At 71.6% G+C, this 16,217-nt stretch carries 11 protein-coding genes and 2 riboswitches; of the genes, 7 read left to right on the top strand and 4 right to left on the bottom strand.

Annotated features, from left to right (window positions below; translation table 11 throughout):
• Positions 1-433: 433 nt before the first annotated feature.
• A riboswitch (M-box (ykoK) riboswitch) is annotated at positions 434-606 on the bottom strand.
• Positions 607-981: 375 nt separating this feature from the next.
• Positions 982-1,866, bottom strand: coding sequence for a GNAT family N-acetyltransferase (locus tag ACZ6R9_RS18505; protein ID WP_465538913.1), 885 nt, complete (start codon positions 1,864-1,866; stop codon positions 982-984).
• A 377-nt stretch (positions 1,867-2,243) separates the two neighbouring features.
• On the opposite strand from ACZ6R9_RS18505, the gene ACZ6R9_RS18500 reads away from it, so the two are divergent.
• The 3 genes from ACZ6R9_RS18500 to ACZ6R9_RS18490 all read left to right on the top strand — a co-directional run bounded on the left by ACZ6R9_RS18500 (position 2,244) and on the right by ACZ6R9_RS18490 (position 5,948).
• The gene (locus ACZ6R9_RS18500; RefSeq protein WP_465538912.1) at positions 2,244-3,632 is read left to right on the top strand and encodes a glutamine synthetase family protein; all 1,389 of its coding nucleotides are present in this window, start codon (positions 2,244-2,246) and stop codon (positions 3,630-3,632) included.
• Between the two features lie 124 nt (positions 3,633-3,756).
• Positions 3,757-5,175, top strand: coding sequence for an aldehyde dehydrogenase family protein (locus tag ACZ6R9_RS18495; RefSeq protein ID WP_465538911.1), 1,419 nt, complete (start codon positions 3,757-3,759; stop codon positions 5,173-5,175).
• Positions 5,172-5,948 (top strand): 3-oxoacyl-ACP reductase, encoded by a 777-nt coding sequence (locus ACZ6R9_RS18490; RefSeq protein ID WP_465538910.1) that lies wholly within the window; start codon positions 5,172-5,174, stop codon positions 5,946-5,948. The genes ACZ6R9_RS18495 and ACZ6R9_RS18490 overlap by 4 nt, the downstream gene beginning before the upstream one ends.
• Positions 5,949-6,061: 113 nt before the next feature.
• Here ACZ6R9_RS18490 and ACZ6R9_RS18485 read toward each other — a convergent pair whose 3' ends face one another.
• Positions 6,062-6,430, bottom strand: a complete 369-nt coding sequence (locus ACZ6R9_RS18485; RefSeq protein WP_380483002.1) for a hypothetical protein — start codon at positions 6,428-6,430, stop codon at positions 6,062-6,064.
• A 220-nt stretch (positions 6,431-6,650) separates the two neighbouring features.
• A complete protein-coding gene (locus tag ACZ6R9_RS18480) occupies positions 6,651-9,752 on the bottom strand; it encodes a SpoIIE family protein phosphatase (protein ID WP_380483004.1) in 3,102 nt (1,033 codons plus the stop codon).
• A gap of 135 nt (positions 9,753-9,887) precedes the next feature.
• Between ACZ6R9_RS18480 and ACZ6R9_RS18475 the strand changes: the two genes are divergently transcribed.
• From ACZ6R9_RS18475 to ACZ6R9_RS18465, 3 genes are all read left to right on the top strand, one after another.
• Positions 9,888-10,835, top strand: coding sequence for a pseudouridine synthase (locus tag ACZ6R9_RS18475; protein WP_465538909.1), 948 nt, complete (start codon positions 9,888-9,890; stop codon positions 10,833-10,835).
• A 127-nt stretch (positions 10,836-10,962) separates the two neighbouring features.
• A complete protein-coding gene (locus ACZ6R9_RS18470; RefSeq protein ID WP_465538908.1) occupies positions 10,963-11,889 on the top strand; it encodes an AurF N-oxygenase family protein in 927 nt (308 codons plus the stop codon).
• Positions 11,890-12,005: 116 nt separating this feature from the next.
• Positions 12,006-13,157, top strand: coding sequence for a CapA family protein (locus ACZ6R9_RS18465; protein WP_465538907.1), 1,152 nt, complete (start codon positions 12,006-12,008; stop codon positions 13,155-13,157).
• A 22-nt stretch (positions 13,158-13,179) separates the two neighbouring features.
• Here ACZ6R9_RS18465 and ACZ6R9_RS18460 read toward each other — a convergent pair whose 3' ends face one another.
• The gene (locus ACZ6R9_RS18460; protein ID WP_465538906.1) at positions 13,180-14,331 is read right to left on the bottom strand and encodes a transglycosylase family protein; all 1,152 of its coding nucleotides are present in this window, start codon (positions 14,329-14,331) and stop codon (positions 13,180-13,182) included.
• Positions 14,332-14,334: 3 nt separating this feature from the next.
• Positions 14,335-14,504: riboswitch (cyclic di-AMP (ydaO/yuaA leader) on the bottom strand.
• Between the two features lie 455 nt (positions 14,505-14,959).
• Between ACZ6R9_RS18460 and ACZ6R9_RS18455 the strand changes: the two genes are divergently transcribed.
• A complete protein-coding gene (locus ACZ6R9_RS18455) occupies positions 14,960-16,213 on the top strand; it encodes an MFS transporter (protein ID WP_465538905.1) in 1,254 nt (417 codons plus the stop codon).
• Positions 16,214-16,217 lie beyond the last annotated feature (4 nt).

The following is a 16,217-nucleotide window of genomic DNA, read 5'->3' as shown; positions in this document are numbered from 1 at the left end:
CTCGGCCTGGCGGGAAGACCCGGCCAGGGTGCGGGGGTTGGTTCCGGCGTGGTCCGGTCGTGGACGGTCCACCGAGCTGGCCGACGGCAGCGGGCCGACGACAACAGACTGCCGATCGCCCTACGGCAGGCGGCACGAAGCCGAGGCGGAACACCGTGGCGGAGCCAGATTCGACCGGGCCGCAGCCAGACGCAGCCGCAGTCCGGGACATGCCGGAGAGCGGCGGCGCTGCCGGGTTCCGGCGGCGCTCGGCCGAGCGGGGTCACGGAATCAGTGAAGGAGGAACCGTCTCGAACCGCAGAACAACGGCGAGGATGAATCGGGAAGGGGCTGACTATGCCCCGGACTACTGCAGTCCATCTCGCCTCCTCCCGATTTTGACCAGCGAGTCCCACTCGCGGCCGCGCGGCAGGCGACCGGGCCAGGACGGCCCGGCGCACCCCAACTCGTCAGAGCTTTGGCACTCCACGGCGTGTCCCCAGGTCAGGGGAAGCCACTTGGGATCACCCCTTGGGCCGGGGAGACCTGTCCTGATCCGGAGCGTCTCTCGACGGGTGGGATCAGTGGCCTGTGTCCGTGAAGACGCCTCACCGAACGAGGTGTCTGTCCTTGTGCGACCAGGATAGGCCTACCGCCACCCCCACAACCTCATGCTTGACCAGGGTTTGACTCCAAGCTGGTCGGACTTGGGTCAACGACGCGCCGCGGGCCCCGCGGCCGAAGGGAGAACTCGGGGCGCGTGCGGGGGCGGTGGAGGAGGCGGCCGTGCGGGCGGGGGTTGTGGCTGAACCGCAATGCGCCGAGTGGGACAGGGGTGAATCGGGACAGGGGCGAATAGGGCCTTGCCCGGGACGGATTGCCGGGCTGGCCGACGGGCCTGGCGTTCGCCGCAGGGGCGACACTGGCCGGCGCCGCCGCCACCCGGTGGGCCGCGGCGGAGACGACGGAGAGATGGTTGCGCGGGCCGGGAACCGATCGGGGTCAGGAGTGGGACGAGAGGCGGAATTCGATGGAGCGGTGCGTGGTGCGGTAGCCGAGGGCCTCGTTCACGGCGATCATGCCGACGTTGTGGTCGGCGGTGTCGGTGAGGAGGCCGGTGATCTCCGGCTGCTCGGTGCGTGCCCAGCGGATGGTCTCGGCCTTCATGGCCCGGGCGAGACCCCGTCGGCGATGGGTGGGCATCACGCCGGTGCCGTAGTGCTGGGCGTCGCCGGAACGGCTGGCCGGGAGGACGAGTTCGGTGAAACCGACGATGCTGCCGGTGGCTTCTTCCACCGCGGCCACGGTGTGCAGGAGTTCACCCCGGTCGGCGACGGCCTTCGCGGCCGCGAGGACTCGCTCCTCGTCCCAGGCGACCACGCCGAAGTCGGTGTCACCCATCGGAGTGTCGTCCATGGCGGTGCGCGAAACGGTGAAGGTGGCCAGCCACTCGTCCGGGCAGCTGCCGAGCCACGAGATCAGTCGGTACCCGGGGCTGATCGGCACCTCGACTGCGGCCGGCGCGGCGGCGGGTGCGGTCAGGTCGAGCCGGGCGAAGTCGAGGACCAGCGCCCGGTCGAAGCCCCGCGCGGTGAGGAAGGCATCGCCGGGGGAGCCTTCGACCGCCTGGACGAGCATGGCCTGGCGGCCGTCCTCGGCAGCCGCCGAGGCGGCAGCGGACAGCAGGGCCGAGGCGATGCCGCGCCGGCGTTCGGCGGGGTGGACGTTCAGTGTCAGGGAGCACAGGTGAGCCTGGCCGGGAGAGGTGAACAGTCCCAGAACGGCGGTTCCGAGTGGAGTGCCGTCAGAGGCGGACGCCAGCCAGGTGAGACGGCGCGTGAACGGCGACGGGGCGGCATCGGTGAGGGCGGTCAGACGGAATGTCACGGGTGATGGACTCCAGCAGGAGGGATGGGCGAGCGATGATCGTGCATGCGGCACCGAAGCAGGTGCATCCGGCCGGTGCAAGCGATTTCCGGGGCACTGCGGGTTGTCGGCCAGGCGCGGGGGGTTGTTGGCGTGTGGTGGTTGGTGTGGGGATGTCGCCGGGTTGAAAGAGGGGGAGTGGAAGGAGGAAGGGACCGATGAAGCGTCATATCGCTTGGAAACGTGATGATCTGACGATGAATCAGTTCGGATCGACACGCGCGCCGCCACTGGTGCGGGCAGGTTCGGGGCGGGATCATCGTCGCTGTGGTGGTCGGCGTCGCGGCAGCCGCACACGGCTGCTGGGACGCACGCGGGGTGGCGAAGGTGGAGGGCGGATGACCGACGTGCGACTCACGGTGGAGCGCCTGCGCAGTCTGGTGGCCGAAGGCGCCGTGGAGACCGTGGTGTTGGCCGTCACCGACATGCAGGGGCGGTTGCAGGGAAAACGGCTGGCGGCGGAGCACTTCCTGAACGAGGTGCTGGCCGGCGGCGCCGAGGGCTGCGGCTACCTGCTGGCAGTGGATGTGGAGATGAACACCGTGGACGGCTACGCGGTGTCCTCCTGGGAGACCGGTTACGGCGACCTGGTGTTCCGGCCCGACCTGACGACCCTGCGGATGGTGCCGTGGCACCCGGCCACCGCGATGGTGCAGTGCGACCTCGCCGACCAGGACGGCAGCCCGGTCGCGGTGTCACCCCGTCAGGTGCTGCGCCGCCAGCTGGAGCGCCTCGCCGGGTACGGATGGCAGGCTTACGTGGGCACCGAGTTGGAGTTCATGGTGTTCCGCGACAGCTACGAGCGGGCCTGGGAGAAGCACTACCAGGACCTCACGCCCGTCAACCAGTACAACGTGGACTACTCGATCCTCGGTACCGGACGGATCGAGCCGCTGCTGCGCAGGCTGCGCACCGGGATGGCGGGCGCCGGGCTGGTGGTGGAGTCGGCGAAGGGCGAGTGCAACCTCGGGCAACACGAAATCGCCTTCCGCTACACCGACGCGCTGACCTGCTGCGACGACCACGCCGTGTACAAGACCGGAGCGAAGGAGATCGCCGCTCAGGAAGGCGTCAGCCTCACCTTCATGGCCAAGTACGACCAACGGGAGGGCAATTCCTGCCACATCCACCTGAGCCTGCGCGACCAGCAGGACCGGCCGGTGTTCCCCAGGAGCGGTGAGGACGGAACCGGCGGCGGGCCCGGGCAGCCGGGAGAGTTCTCCCGGACGATGGAGCACTTCCTGGCCGGGCAGCTCGCCTGCCTCGGCGAGTTCGCGCTGCTGCTCGCGCCGACCGTCAACTCCTACAAGCGCTACGTGGCAGGCAGTTTCGCCCCGACCGCGATCGCCTGGGGCCGCGACAACCGGACGTGCGCGCTGCGGGTGGTCGGACACGGCGGCTCGCTGCGGTTCGAGAACCGGGTGCCGGGCGGGGACGTCAACCCGTACCTGGCGGTGGCCGCCCTGATCGCCGCCGGACTGCACGGAGTGGAGCACCAACTGCCGCTGGAGCCGGAGTTCACCGGCAATGCCTACGCCTCCGACGCCCCACGCGTGCCCGCCACACTGCGAGAGGCGATCGAGCTGTTCGACCGTAGCGAGGCCGCCACCGTGGCGTTCGGCAAGGACATGGTTCGGCACTACGCGCACGCGGGTCGGGTCGAACTCGCCGCCTACGACGCCGCAGTGACCGACTGGGAGCGCCGTCGCAGCTTCGAACGCCTGTAGGGCGCGGACGCCCGGCGCCGCCACACCAGCGCCACCACCGGACACCAGCGCCGTCACGGGACACCACCGCGCAGGCACCAGGGCGCCGATGCCGCCGCGCGGACACCGCACACGGACACAGCGGATGCGGACCAGCAACACGGACACCACACCACAGGAGAGCGCCGTGACCGACCAGCCCGATCCGTACCAGGTGGTCAACCCCGCCACCGAGGAGGTGATCGCCACCGTCGAACTCGCCGGCATCGAGGCCGCCGACGCCGCGATCGCCCGCGCCAAGGCCGCGTTCGAGAGCTGGCGGGCCGTCGGCCCGGGAGACCGGGCCCGGCTGCTGCGCCGCTTCGCCGCCGAGGTGGACGCCGACCGTGAACACCTGGCCGCGCTGGAGGTCGCCAACGCGGGGCACACCATCGGAAACGCCCGGTGGGAGGCCGGCAACGCCCGCGACGTCATCGAGTACTACGCGGGCGCGCCCGAGCGGCTGTTCGGCCGGCAGATCCCGGTCGCCGGCGGCCTCGACGTCACCTTCCACGAACCGCTCGGCGTGGTCGGCGTGATCGTCCCGTGGAACTTCCCGATGCCGATCGCCGCCTGGGCGCTCGCACCCGCCCTCGCCGCAGGCAACACGGTGATCGTCAAACCCGCCGAGGCGACCCCGCTGACCGCGCTGCGCCTCGGTGAACTCGCCCTGCGCGCGGGGCTGCCGGAGGGCGTGCTGCAGGTCCTGCCGGGCCGCGGGCCGGTGGTCGGGCAGCGGTTCGTTAGCCACCCGGACGTCCGCAAGGTGGTGTTCACCGGCTCCACCGCCGTCGGCAGGTCCGTGATGGCCGGCTGCGCCGCTCAGGTCAAGCCCGTGACGCTGGAGCTCGGCGGCAAGAGCGCCAATATCGTGTTCGCCGACGCCGACCTGGACAGGGCCGCTGCCACCGCCCCGTACGCGGTGTTCGACAACGCGGGGCAGGACTGCTGCGCCCGCTCCCGGATCCTGGTCGAGGCGAGCGTGTACGAGGCGTTCATGGCACGGCTGGAGAGCGCGGTGCTGGCGGTGCGGGTCGGCGACCCGGGTGACGAGAAGACCGAGATGGGGCCGCTGATCTCGGCCGCGCACCGGCAGCGGGTCGCCTCGTACGTGGACGGCGACACTGAGGTGGCGTTCCGCGGCAGCGCCCCGGAAGGGCCCGGGTTCTGGTACCCGCCGACGGTGCTCGCACCGATCGCGCCCGACCACCGGGCGTTCACCGAGGAGGTGTTCGGGCCGGTGGTCGCGGTGGTGCCGTTCCGTGGCGAGAGCGACGCGGTGCGGATCGCCAACACCACCGAGTACGGACTGTCCGGCTCGATCTGGACCCGCGACGTGGGCCGGGCGCTGCGCGTCGCCCGCGCCGTCGAGGCGGGCAACCTGTCCGTCAACTCGCACTCCTCGGTGCGGTACTGGACGCCGTTCGGCGGTTTCAAACAATCCGGTCTGGGCCGCGAGCTCGGCCCCGATGCCCTGCACGCCTTCACCGAGACCAAGAACGTCTTCATCGCGACGGAGGAATGAACCCCATGACCAAGCGACTCGACGGCCGGGTGGCCGTCGTCACCGGCGCGGGCAGCGGCATCGGCCTGGCCACCGCACGCCGGTTCGCCGCCGAAGGCGCGAAGGTGGTGTGCGCCGACGTCGACGAGGAGACCGGCGCCAAGGCCGCCAACGAGGTCGGCGGCCTGTTCGTGCGCACCGACGTGAGCGACGAGGAACAGGTCCGGGTGCTGTTTGACACCGCCGTCGAGCACTACGGCAGCCTGGACGTGGCGTTCAACAACGCCGGCATCTCGCCGCCCGAGGACGACTCGATCCTGGTCACCGGGCTGGAGGCGTGGAAGCGCGTCCAGGACGTCAACCTGACGTCCGTCTACCTGTGCTGCAAGTACGCGATCGGGCACATGCGACGCCAGGGCAAGGGCTCGATCATCAACACGGCGTCCTTTGTGGCGGTGATGGGCGCGGCCACCTCGCAGATCTCGTACAGCGCCTCCAAGGGCGGGGTGTTGTCGATGAGCCGGGAGCTGGGCGTCGAGTTCGCCCGCGAGGGGATCCGGGTCAACGCGCTGTGCCCGGGGCCGGTCAACACCCCGTTGCTGCGGGAGCTGTTCGCGAAGGACCCCGAGCGGGCCGCCCGCCGCCTGGTGCACATCCCGCTCGGCCGGTTCGCCGAGCCCGAGGAGATTGCCGCGGCCGTCGCCTTCCTGGCCAGCGACGATTCCTCGTTCATGACCGCCAACACCTTCCTGGTGGACGGCGGCATCTCCGGCGCTTACGTCACCCCGCTCTAGCCGCCGGGGGCCAACGGGACGGCCGGACGGGTCGTGAGGACACCGTCCGGCCGTTCAGCCCTGAGTCGATCTGTCGTGGGCCGGCCCGCCCGGCAGGGCAGCACCGGCGCTGTTCACTCCGCGGAGAAGGCGTCCCCGTCGATCGCGAGTGCGCTGCCGTCGCGGGCACCCGCGTCGCCCTCGACGGCGAGTGCGTCGCCGCCCGTGGCCCAGGCGTCACCCCCGAGCGCGGCGGCGCTGCCGTCCAGCGCGACCGCGTCGCCGTCGACGGCCAGCGCGTTGCCGCGCACGGCCCAGGCGTCGCCCTCGATCGCCACCGCGTCGCCGTCGATCGCCACCGAGTCGCCGCCGAAGGCGATCGCCCCGTGCGGGTGCTCGTGCTCATGCTCGTGCTCGTGCGCGGACGCGGTGCCCGCAGCGCCGAACAGGGCGAGCCCGGTGAGGAAGGTGGCGGTGGTGAGCTTGGCAATGCTGAAAAGCATCAATTCCTCCATGGTTGGCGCCGAACGCGACCGATCGCGACCGATCCTGGAGGAGGGCCGACCCGTGGCGTGGGCCTCCGGCCGTGTCGTCACCCGTCCGGGGCAACTCCACTGCCGTGACGGGTGAGTGAGGTACCGCCGGATGCCGTACCGGGTGCCACGAGCACCGATTGGCTTGGCAGGTACGGAAGTTGAGACACCGGGTGGTATGACGATCGGATCAGCGTGCCGGGAGTTCCATCTCGAACCAGACCACCTTGCCGTCCCGGGTCGCCCGGCTGCCCCAGCGGTGCGCCAACTCGTTGATCAGCTGCATGCCCCGGCCGCCCTCGTCGTGCGGACCCGACGGCCGCAGCCGCGGCTCCCGGCTGTCCGAGTCCGACACCTCCACCGTCAGCAACGCGCCGCGGAACACCCGCAGTTGCAGCGGCGAACCCGCGTGTATCAGGGCGTTGGTCAACAACTCCCCGGTCAGCAGCACCACCGGCTCCACCAGCGAGGTCAGGCCCCAGCCCGTCAGCGTCCGCCGGGTGAACTCCCGGGCGTGCCGCAGCAGCGCCGGGTCGCCGGACAGCGGCAGCGTCGCCAGCCGGTCCTCGCCGACCGGCCCCGCGTGCGCCATGATGACCGCCACATCGTCCTGCCCCAGCGTCGCCCCGAGTGCGTCCAGCACCACGTCGCAGCCCCGCTCCAAGGTGCCCTGGCGGTGCGTCACCGTCTCGCGCAGCAACTCCAGGCCCTCGTCCAGGTCCTGGCCGCGCCGCTCCACCAGCCCGTCCGTGTACAGCACCAGCAGCCCGTCCTTGCGCAGCGGGAACCGGATCGACTCGAACGGCACCCCGCCCACACCCAACGGCGCCCCCGGCGGCGGCTGCACCAGCCGCGCCTGCCCGTCGTGCTCGGACACCACCGGCGGCAGATGCCCCGCCGAGGCGAGGATGCACTCCTCGTCCACCGGGTCGAACACCGCGCACACACAGGTCGCGAACTGGCCCTCGCCGAGCTGCGCCGTCGCATCGTCCAGCCGGCGCAGCACCCGCGCCGGATCCAGGTCCAGCGTCACCAGCGTGCGCGCCACCGTTCGCAACTGGCCCATGGTGGCGGCCGCCCGGATGCCGTGGCCCATGACATCGCCGACGATCAGCGCCACCCGGCCGCCGGTCAGCGGCACCACGTCGAACCAGTCGCCGCCGATCTCGTCGCCCACCGTCGAGGGCAGATAGCGGTGCGCGATCTCCAACCCCGGGGTGTGGTGCACGTCCTGCGGCAGCAGGCTGCGCTGCAGGGTGAGCGCGGTGTCCCGTTCGCGCCGGTACAGCCGCGCGTTGTCGATGCACACCGCCGCCCGCGCCGCCAACTCCTCGCCGAGCGCCAGGTCGGCCGCCGTGAACGCCTCCGGATTGGTCATTCGCGCGAACTCCACCCCGCCCAGCACCTGCCCGCGCGCCAGCAGCGGCACCATCAGGTACGAGTGCAGGCCCGCGTCCAGACTGGGCTGGATCCGCTCCGGGTAGGTGACGATCCGGCGCAGCGCGAACTCGTCCACGTGCGGCACCAGCACCGACCGGCCGGTGCGCATTGCCTGCGCGTACAGGTGGGCCGAGCGCGACGACCCGCCGACCTCGTCCGCCGCGTTCACCAGCTTGGCGCGGGAGCTCCCGTCGTCGTCGGCCCGCTCGCCGACCGCGACCGCACGCAGCAGCACCGAACCCGACTCGGGCACCGGCTCCGGGTCCTCGTCCGCCATCACCGCCTCCCGGATGTCCACGGTGACGAAGTCCGCGAACCGGGGGATCACGACGTCCACCAGCTCCTGCGCGGTCAGATGCAGGTCCAGCGTGGTGCCGATCCGGGTGGACGCCTCGTTCAGCAGGGCCAGCCGCTGCTGGGCGGTCTCGGCGGCCTCCAACGCGTGCTGGCGCTGCTCGGCGGCGTCCCGCTCCCGGGTGTACAGCAGCGCGTTGTCGATCGCCACCGCGGCCCGCCCCGACAACTCGGCCGCCAGCGCCACGTCCGTCTCGTCGTACCGGGCCTCGGTGCACGAGCGCATGAACGTCGCGGTGCCGATCGCCGAACCGCGGGCGATCAGCGGCACCACCATGAACGACCGCACCCCCTGCTCGCGGATCGCGGCAGTGCGCACCGGATCGTCGGCGAACCACTTCATGGTCGGAGCACTGGCGTCCGCCACCAGTACCGACCGGCCGTGCGCCAGCGCCCACGCGTACGGGCTGCTCGGGCGGTAGCGCTGCACCGCGCCGACCGGGCCGATCGACCACATCCCGCTGCCCGGAACGGTGTGGAACGCCAGCCGGCGCAGCACCGCGGACCGGTCGGAGCGGTCCGGCAGCACCGCGGCCTCGCCGCGCACCATGGACTCCAGTACCTCGACCACCACGGTGTCGGCCAGCCGCGGTGTCGCCGTCTCGGCCAGCTCCCGGGCGGTGGTGGCCAGATCGAGCGTGGTGCCGATCCGGGCGGACGCGTCGTTCAGCAGCGCCAGCCGCTGCTGGGCGGCCTCGACGGCGGTCTCCGCCTCGAACCGGTCGGTGATGTCCACGACCGTCACGCAGACCCCGAGCACCGTGCCGTCCGGCTCGTCCAGCCGGAAACACGCCACCGACCAGGCGTGCTCGCGCTCCGGGTCGGCCGGCGTCCAGCCGTGTGTGCGGGCGTCCAGCACCGATTGGCCGTCGGCCAGCACCTTCATCATCATCGCCTCGACCTGCTGGCCGTCGATGGCCGGCAGCACCTCGGTCAGGCGCCGCCCCATACTCTCCTGCCGAGGCACCCCGTTGATCCGGGCCAGTGCGTCGTTCAGGCGGACGAAGCGCAACTCGGTGTCGAACACCGCCATGCCGACCGGGGACTGGGTGAAGAAACCGTCCAGTACCGCCAGGTCGGAGGCCAGCCGGCGCACCGCGCTGACGTCCGAGGCCACCGCCAGCACCATCGGGGCCCCGTCCGGACCGAGGACCGGAAACGCGCGGAACTCCAGTCGCACCAGGTGCCCGTCGCGGTGCCGCACCGGGAAGACCCCCGAGAACGGGCGGCCACTGAGGATCCGGGAGAACAGCTCCAGCACCTCGGGACGCCGCTCCCCTCCCACCAACAGGTCCGCGGCGCGGGCGCCCACCGCCTGCGCGGCGGGAAAACCGAGCAGCGTCTCCGCGTCCGGACTCCAGTGCAGGATCCGGCCGTCCGACGCGACCAGCGCCGTCGCCACCGGAATGGCCAGCAGGCCGTCGGGCAGCTCCGCACCGCCCTCCGCCAACGGAGAGGTGGGGCGGATCCGGTGACTACCCTGCTTGTCGGTGTCCATCTGGCCACCTGCCGTTCCGGGGGCGGGTACCGCTCTGCCATCCTCGCACGCCGGGCCGCCCGCGCCCAGACGGGTGAGCGCCCGCTATTGTGGACCGGATGGACACCCGTCGGACCGACCCCCAGGTGGCGCCCGGTGGCGCGTAGGCCCCCCGCACCTGTGAGCCCGCTGCCGCAGCGCGACGGCATCGACCCGGTCCACGTGCGGCTGCCCCCCGAAGGCCCCTGGCCGACCGTCCGCGCCTACCTGGAGGAGCGTTACGGCGCCGCCGCCGGCCCCGGACGGATCGCGGCGATGCTCGACGCCGGCGAATTCGCCGGCTCCGACGGGCCGATCGCCCCCGACACCCCCTACCGGCCCGGCAGCCACGTGTGGTTCCACCGCGAACCCGGGCCGCCCGAACCCGTGGTGCCGTTCCCCGTCGAGGTGCTGTACCGCGACGAGCGGATCGTGGTCGCCGACAAGCCGCACTTCCTGGCCACCACCCCGCGCGGCAGCCACGCCACCGAGACCGCGCTAGCCCGGCTGCGCCGCGATCTCGGTCTGCCCCGGCTCAGCCCCGCGCACCGTCTGGACCGCCTCACCGCGGGCGTGGTGCTGTTCGTCGCCGACCCCACCCGCCGGGGCGCCTACCAGGGACTGTTCGAACGGCGGGAGGCCGTCAAGACCTACGAGGCGATCGCCCGGCACAACCCGGACGTGCCCCTGCCGACCACCGTGCGCAACCGGCTCGTCAAGGACCACGGCCGGCTGGACGCCTACCAGGTGCCGGGGGAGCCCAACGCGGAGAGCCGGGTCGAGCTGCTGGAGGCCCGCGACGGCCTGGGCCGCTACCGGCTCGCCCCGCACACCGGCCGCACCCACCAGCTGCGGGTGCACATGAACGGGCTCGGCCTGCCGATCCTCGGCGACCCGATCTACCCCGAGCTGCTGCCCGAACAGGACCCCGAGGACTACCGGCGCCCGCTCCAACTGCTGGCTCGCTCGCTGGAATTCACCGACCCCGTGGACGGCACGCCGCGACGTTTCGTCAGCGGACGGGTGCTGGCGGCGTGGGCCGATCCGGCCGACTGGCGCGGCTGACGGACCCTCGGAGCGACGGCGAGTGCCTCCTTGTGCGCAGTGTATTGACGGACAGTCTAATAACTTCTACCTTCGCGGCAGTGGCACCAGTCCACCCTCGATCACGCCCCACCGCGAAGGAGCCGGCATGCCGCCCCACCCTGCCGCCACCCCCGGCGCCCCCGACCGCGAGCGCACCGCCCCCGACCGGGAACGCACCGCCGAACGCCTGCTCGCCTCCTCCGCGAAGCTCTCATTCAACCCGCTGAACGACATCGACTGGGACGCCGACCCCGTCCCCGGCGCCTACTACTGCCCGCCCCGCCACCTCTCCCTCTACGGCACCGACCTGTGGGAACGGCTGACCGAGGCCGAGCGCATCGAACTCTCCAAGCACGAGGTCGCCTCGATCGCCAGCGTCGGCATCTGGTTCGAGGAGATCCTCATGCAGATGCTGCTGCGCCACGCCTTCGACCGGGATCCCACCAGCAACCACGTCCAGTACGCGCTCACCGAGATCGCCGACGAATGCCGGCACTCGGTGATGTTCGCCCGCGTGATCGCCAAGATGGGCGTCCCCGCGTACGGCGCCGGATTCGTCGCCCACAACCTGGGCCGGCTGTTCAAGGCGATCTCCACCCACAGCCAGACCTTCGGCGGCACCATGTACGTCGAGGAGATCCTGGACGCCTTCCAGCGCGAAATGATGAACGACGACACCGTCCAGCCGCTCACCCGGCAGGTCTCCCGAATCCACGTCATCGAAGAGGCCCGGCACATCACCTACGCCCGCGAGGAACTCGTCCGCAAGCGGCTCGGGTCGCTGCAGCGGCGGTGGGAGCAGTTCCTCCTCGGCGTGGTCATCTACTACGCCACCACCGCGCTGATCCACCCCCGGCTCTACGCCGCCGTCGGCATCGACCCGAAGATCGGCAAGGCCGTCGCCCGGGCCAACCCGCACTGGCGCAACACCAGGATCGAGATGGCGCAGAAGGTGATCGGCGTGCTGGACCGGGCCGGACTGGTCGGCCGCGCCAACCGCTGGCTGCTGCGCGCCGCCGGTGTGATCGCCTGAGCGGTTCGACGGCGGAGCGGGTCGCAGAGTTGTGATCATCCGGTGTCGAAGTGGTCTTCCGATGATCGAGTGGCGCGGATACAGTGCGAAGCATCGAACGATCCGGGGGGATCCTCATGCGTCGCGCGCCACTCGGCACTGCCGCTGCTGCCGTCCTGCTGCTCACCGCCGTCGCCGGATGCGGCGGATCGACGCCACCTGAGGGCGGTGGGACGGCGGCCACCACCCCTGCCGGGGACTCCGCCGGGGGCACGGCATCCGGCAGCCCGGGGACGGCCGGTGCTCCGAGCGCGGGCCCGAGCGATACCGCTCCGAGCGGCGCGGCCGGCAGCATCACCGTGGCCTTCGCCGGGGACGTCCACTTCGAGGGCCGGACCGGCTCCCGGCTGACCGCCCCCGCCACCGAAACCGCACTCGGGCCGATCGCCAAGACCCTGTCCGCCGCCGACCTGGCGGTGCTCAACCTGGAGACCGCGATCACCGGCCGCGGCAAGCCCGAACCCAAGACCTACACCTTCCGGACCAGCCCCAAGGCGCTGACCGCGCTCAAGGACGCCGGAATAGACGTGCTCTCCCAGGCCAACAACCACGCCGTCGATTTCGGCGCCGACGGCCTCGCCGACACCCTCGCCGCCAAGGCCAACTCCCCGATTCCACTGATCGGCATCGGCAAGGACACGGCCGAAGCCTTCGCGCCCCACATCGCCACCGTGCACGGCACGAAGGTCGCCGTCCTGGCAGCGAGCCAGGTCGACGAACTCACCAACCAGAAGTGGCGGGCCGGCGAGCACAAACCCGGCATCGCCTCCGCGTTCGACGAGAAATCCCTGCTGCGCGCCGTCACCGAGGCCAAGGCGCAGGCTCCCGTGGTGCTGGTGTACCTGCACTGGGGCGAGGAAGGCGTGGCCTGCCCGACCGCCGCACAGAGCGCCCTCGCCAAGAAGCTCGCCGCCGTCGGCGCCACCGCCGTGGTCGGCACACACGCCCACACCATGCTCGGCGCGGGCATGCTCGGAAACACCTATGTGGCGTACGGCTTCGGCAACTTCCTCTGGTACGGCACCTCGAACTACACCGCCTCCGACGAGACCGGCGTCACGACGCTCACCATCAGCACCGACGGACGGGTCACCGGCGAAACGTTCACCCCCGCCCACATCGACGGGCGGGGCGTGCCCGTTCCGCAGACCGGCGGCGCGGCGAAGGCCGCCCAGCAACGCCGCGACGGCCTGCGCGGCTGCACCGGACTGGCCGCCGTCCCGAAGTGACGGCGGCCGGGCCGGGCGGCCGTCAGCCCAGGTTCAGCACCTGGCCCGGGTGGATCAGGTCCGGGTTCTCGCCCACCACCTGCTGGTTGCTCTGGTAGAGACCGGTCCAGCCGCCGTTCAGCTCGTGGGTGCGGGCGATCTTCGCCAGCGTGTCACCCGGGCCGACGGTGTACGGCTGCGGGGACGGGGTCGTGGCGGACGGGGTTTCGGTGGACGGGGGTACGGGCGCGTTGCCGGGGGCGGAGGTGCTCGGGGACGGCGGGGTGGTGGGCTGATCCGGGGTGGACGGTGTGGGCTGCTGGTTGCCGCCGTTGCCCTTGCCGTCCTGGCCCTGGCCCTGGTTGGTGCCGTTGCCGGTCTCGGCGCTGTTGCCGTTCTGGTCGCCGGTGGGCGTGGTGGGGTTCGTGCTCGGAGTGGTGCTCGGGTTGGTGCTCGGGTCGGTCGAAGGGGCCGGGGCAGTCGGAGCGGTCGGAGCAGCCGGGACGGTCCGGCCGTCCGGGGTGGCGGTCGGAGCCGGTGTGGCCGCAGGCGGCTGGGGGCGCGTCAGCTGGATGTAGCGCTCGTACAGGCTCTGGTGGCTGGTCCAGAACCAGCCGCCGTTCTTCTCGTACCAGTACACGTGGTACACCGGGTCGTAGCCGGGCAGGCCGGAGAACACCGGAGTGGCGTTCCGCGGCGCGACGGTGCCGTCCGAGGCGGTGTTGACGGCCGCGATGCCGCGGGCGCCGCGCAGCGAACCCGCCTCGTCCGCCGAGTCGTTGTCGTCCACCACACCGGGGGCGCTGACCGTGCGCAGGCCCGCCGAGTCCGCGCAGGAGGCCCAGGGCTGCGGGCCTTCGGTGGCCAGGATGCGTTCGGCGACCGCGATCTGCTGGCTGCGGGTGGCCCCGCTGGGCAGCTCGGCGTACTGGGTGCCGCCGTAGTCGAGCCAGCGCTGGGCGGTGATCTGGAGGCCGCCGTACACGCCGTTGCCCGGGTCGGAACTCCAGTTGCCGCCGCTCTCGCAGTCGGCGACCCGGTCCCAGACCGTGCTCGGTGCGGCCTGCGCACTTGTCACGGCGAGCAGCGGCAGCGCGAGGCCGACGCCGGCTACGCCGGCTGCGGCGATCGCCCGCTCGGCTGCCTTCTCCGCCTGGCTCTGCCGACGATGGCGCCCGGAACCCGTGAAGAGCATGCCCGATCCTCTCCGCACGCCTGCGAGGTGAGCTGTCGGGTTCGGACCGGGAGGAAGGCCCGGCCGCCGCGTACCGGTCGGAGCCGGTGCGGGCGGCTTCACCCCTAGCCGTGGGGGACGGCGACGTACCTGGTTCCCCCGTCCCTGTCCAAGGGTTGTGGTGGTCGACCCGGCAACGCGGCGGACAGGGTTCGGCGTTGCCGCGCGTGGGGCCCGGCGGTGCGGGCCGGATCGAGCCTAATCACTCGAACGGAGTAATCACAAGCTCATCGCGCCTATGTCACGGCCGAGTTGCGTCAGCCCGGTGGTCGGGCAGCCGGGCAGCCGGGCAGCCGGGCGGGCGGTCGGTCGGGCGATGGGGTGGTCGGTCGGTCGGGCGATGGGGTGATCGGGTGGTCGGCTGCGAAAGTCTGGCCGATCGGTGGGATTGGGGGAGCGGGTGGAGGGGAAGGCGGACAGCCCCGCTTGGGCGGTTGGGTGTCGAGGGTTCCTCAAGTGGCTTGAAAAGCAAGGCAGTTGAGCGAAATCTGCGCATTGGGGGCGTTGTGGATAAATCGCGCGACAGCCACTTCGGCGGCTTCCTACCATCGCGGTGATCGCTGTTCCCCGACCCGCTGTGGAGGTGCCCATGGCTGTGCTGATTCCTGAAGTGCTCCGGGTGGAGCGTCAGTTCGCCCGTCTGTTCGTCGGTCAGTCGTTGTCCGTCCTGGGCGACAGGGTGTCGTTCGTGGCGCTGCCGTTCGCCGTGCTGTCGATCGGCGGGTCGGCCGCCGATGTCGGCCTGGTGGCTGCGGCCGGCCTGCTGCCGATGCTGGTGTTCGTGCTGGTCGGCGGCGTGTGGGCGGACCGGATGCCAAGACAGCGGATCATGCTGGCCTCCGATCTGGTGCGGTGCGCGGTCCAGGCGGCCGTCGCGGTGCTGCTGCTCACCGGGACGGCCCGGGTCGGGGTGCTGGCGCTGCTGATGGTGGTGTTCGGGGTGGCGGACGCATTCTTCCTGCCCGCCTCCACGGGGCTGATCCCGCTGCTGGTGTCCGGTGAACGGCTTGGCGAGGCCAATGCCTTGCGCGGGCTCGTCCACTCCGTGGGGTTGGTGATCGGGCCGGTGCTGGCCGGCGCGTTGGTCGCCGTCGCCGGGCCTGGCGGTGCCCTGCTGATGGACGCCGTGAGCTTCGCGGCCAGCGCCGCCGTGCTGGCGAGACTCGGCGCAGTGGGCGGGCAAGCCGTCGCGGAGCGCGCCGAGCGGCTCGGATTCCTGGCCGAACTCCGGGTCGGCTGGCGGCAGGTGTGCGAACGGACCTGGGTGTGGTCGGGCATGCTCGCGATTGCGATCTACCACGTGGTGGTGCTGCCCTCCGTGTTCGTGCTCGGCCCGGTCCTGGCGGATCACGAGTGGGGCGGGGCCGGCGCCTGGGCCGTGGTGGTCACCGCCTTCGGCCTCGGCTCGATCGTTGGTGACGTCTGCGCCTACCGCCTGAAACCGGCCCGACCAATGGCGGTGGCGGCCGTCGCGATGGCGGTTGCCTCCTGCCAGGCGCTGATCATCGGATCCGGCGCTCCGGTCGCGGTGATCGCCCTGCTGGAGGCCTGTACGGGAGTCGGCGTCTCGCTGTTCTTCGTGCTGTGGGAGACCTCACTCCAGGTGCACATACCCGAGCAGGTGCTGTCCCGGGTCAGCTCCTACGACCACCTGATCGCAGTGGCGCTGATGCCGCTCGGCCTGGTGCTCGCAGGACCGCTCTCGGACGGGATCGGCGTGCACCGGACGCTGTTCGGCATGACCGCACTCGCAGTGCCTGCCGCCCTTGTTCTCCTTGCTCTGCCGGCCGTCCGGAAGCTGCCTGCGCGACCACCGGTCGATGCACTATCCGCTAATCCATGAAAGA

This window comes from Kitasatospora sp. NPDC048662 (assembly GCF_055587065.1).
Note: the sequence above shows the minus strand (reverse complement) of the source record. Positions and strands in the feature narration are given on the sequence as shown.

What these genes read in the sequence shown, in the direction of transcription:
- ACZ6R9_RS18500 (WP_465538912.1), top strand. Translation starts at nt 2,244, where the DNA reads ATGACCGACGTGCGACTCACGGTGGAGCGCCTGCGCAGTCTGGTGGCC.
- ACZ6R9_RS18495 (WP_465538911.1), top strand. Translation starts at nt 3,757, where the DNA reads ATGCGGACCAGCAACACGGACACCACACCACAGGAGAGCGCCGTGACC.
- ACZ6R9_RS18490 (WP_465538910.1), top strand. Translation starts at nt 5,172, where the DNA reads ATGAACCCCATGACCAAGCGACTCGACGGCCGGGTGGCCGTCGTCACC.
- ACZ6R9_RS18485 (WP_380483002.1), bottom strand. Translation starts at nt 6,430, where the DNA reads ATGCTTTTCAGCATTGCCAAGCTCACCACCGCCACCTTCCTCACCGGG.
- ACZ6R9_RS18480 (WP_380483004.1), bottom strand. Translation starts at nt 9,752, where the DNA reads ATGGACACCGACAAGCAGGGTAGTCACCGGATCCGCCCCACCTCTCCG.
- ACZ6R9_RS18470 (WP_465538908.1), top strand. Translation starts at nt 10,963, where the DNA reads ATGCCGCCCCACCCTGCCGCCACCCCCGGCGCCCCCGACCGCGAGCGC.
- ACZ6R9_RS18465 (WP_465538907.1), top strand. Translation starts at nt 12,006, where the DNA reads ATGCGTCGCGCGCCACTCGGCACTGCCGCTGCTGCCGTCCTGCTGCTC.
- ACZ6R9_RS18460 (WP_465538906.1), bottom strand. Translation starts at nt 14,331, where the DNA reads ATGCTCTTCACGGGTTCCGGGCGCCATCGTCGGCAGAGCCAGGCGGAG.
- ACZ6R9_RS18455 (WP_465538905.1), top strand. Translation starts at nt 14,960, where the DNA reads ATGGCTGTGCTGATTCCTGAAGTGCTCCGGGTGGAGCGTCAGTTCGCC.